We start from the raw sequence: 786 nt of genomic DNA, 5'->3' as shown, positions 1-786 counted from the left end.
ATTTAAAGGCATTTCCCATAAAGGTGCCTCGTTTATCTTTATGATTGTCTAAATCGTTTTTTAGCTTTGATTTTGCAATCTTTAGGCGAGTCTTAAAATCATCTGGAATTTTCATTATAATTTTAAGCTACTAATTCCTCTGCTCTTTGTAAATCAACAGAAACAAGTTGACTTACTCCCTGTTCTGCCATCGTTACTCCATAAAGTCTATCCATTCGAGACATTGTTAAAGCGTGATGAGTAATTATTATGAATTTAGTATTAGTAATTTTAGTCAGATCATCAAGCAATCCACAAAATCTTGTTACATTTGCATCATCTAAGGGAGCATCAACTTCATCTAAGACACAAATTGGAGATGGGTTAACTAAAAAAACAGCAAAAACTAAAGATAAAGCAGTTAAAGCTTGTTCGCCACCAGAAAGCAATGTTATTGATTGAAGCCTTTTACCAGGTGGGGAAACAAACATTTCTAAACCTGCCTCCAATGGATCATCAGAGTCTACCAATTCAATTTTTGCAGTCCCACCATTAAAAAGTTTTGTATAAACTTCATTAAACTTTCTATTAACTTTAGTATAAGCCTCAAGTAAGCGCTCTCTACCTTTTTGGTTTAACTCATCGATACTTGTTTTTAGTTTGACGATAGCTGAATATAGATCTGCTCTATCATCTTCCATCTTTTTAATCTCTATCTCATATTTTTTTGTTTCTTCGTCAGCTCTTAAATTGACAGAACCGAGAGACTCTCTTTGTTTTTTTTGTTTGTTCAATTTTTTCACTTTG

1 pseudogene is annotated in these 786 nt (G+C 33.0%); it reads right to left on the bottom strand.

The features are described 5' to 3' along the window. Positions 1-122 precede the first annotated feature (122 nt). Positions 123-786, bottom strand: a pseudogene (locus AMN78_RS03815) (AAA family ATPase); the annotation flags it as partial.

Origin of the sequence: Candidatus Pelagibacter communis, from assembly GCF_001179945.1 — a bacterium.
Classification (GTDB): Bacteria; Pseudomonadota; Alphaproteobacteria; order Pelagibacterales; family Pelagibacteraceae; genus Pelagilacustribacter; species Pelagilacustribacter ubique_A.
The sequence above is the reverse complement of the archived record's forward strand: the minus strand, read 5'-3'. Positions and strand labels throughout refer to the sequence as shown.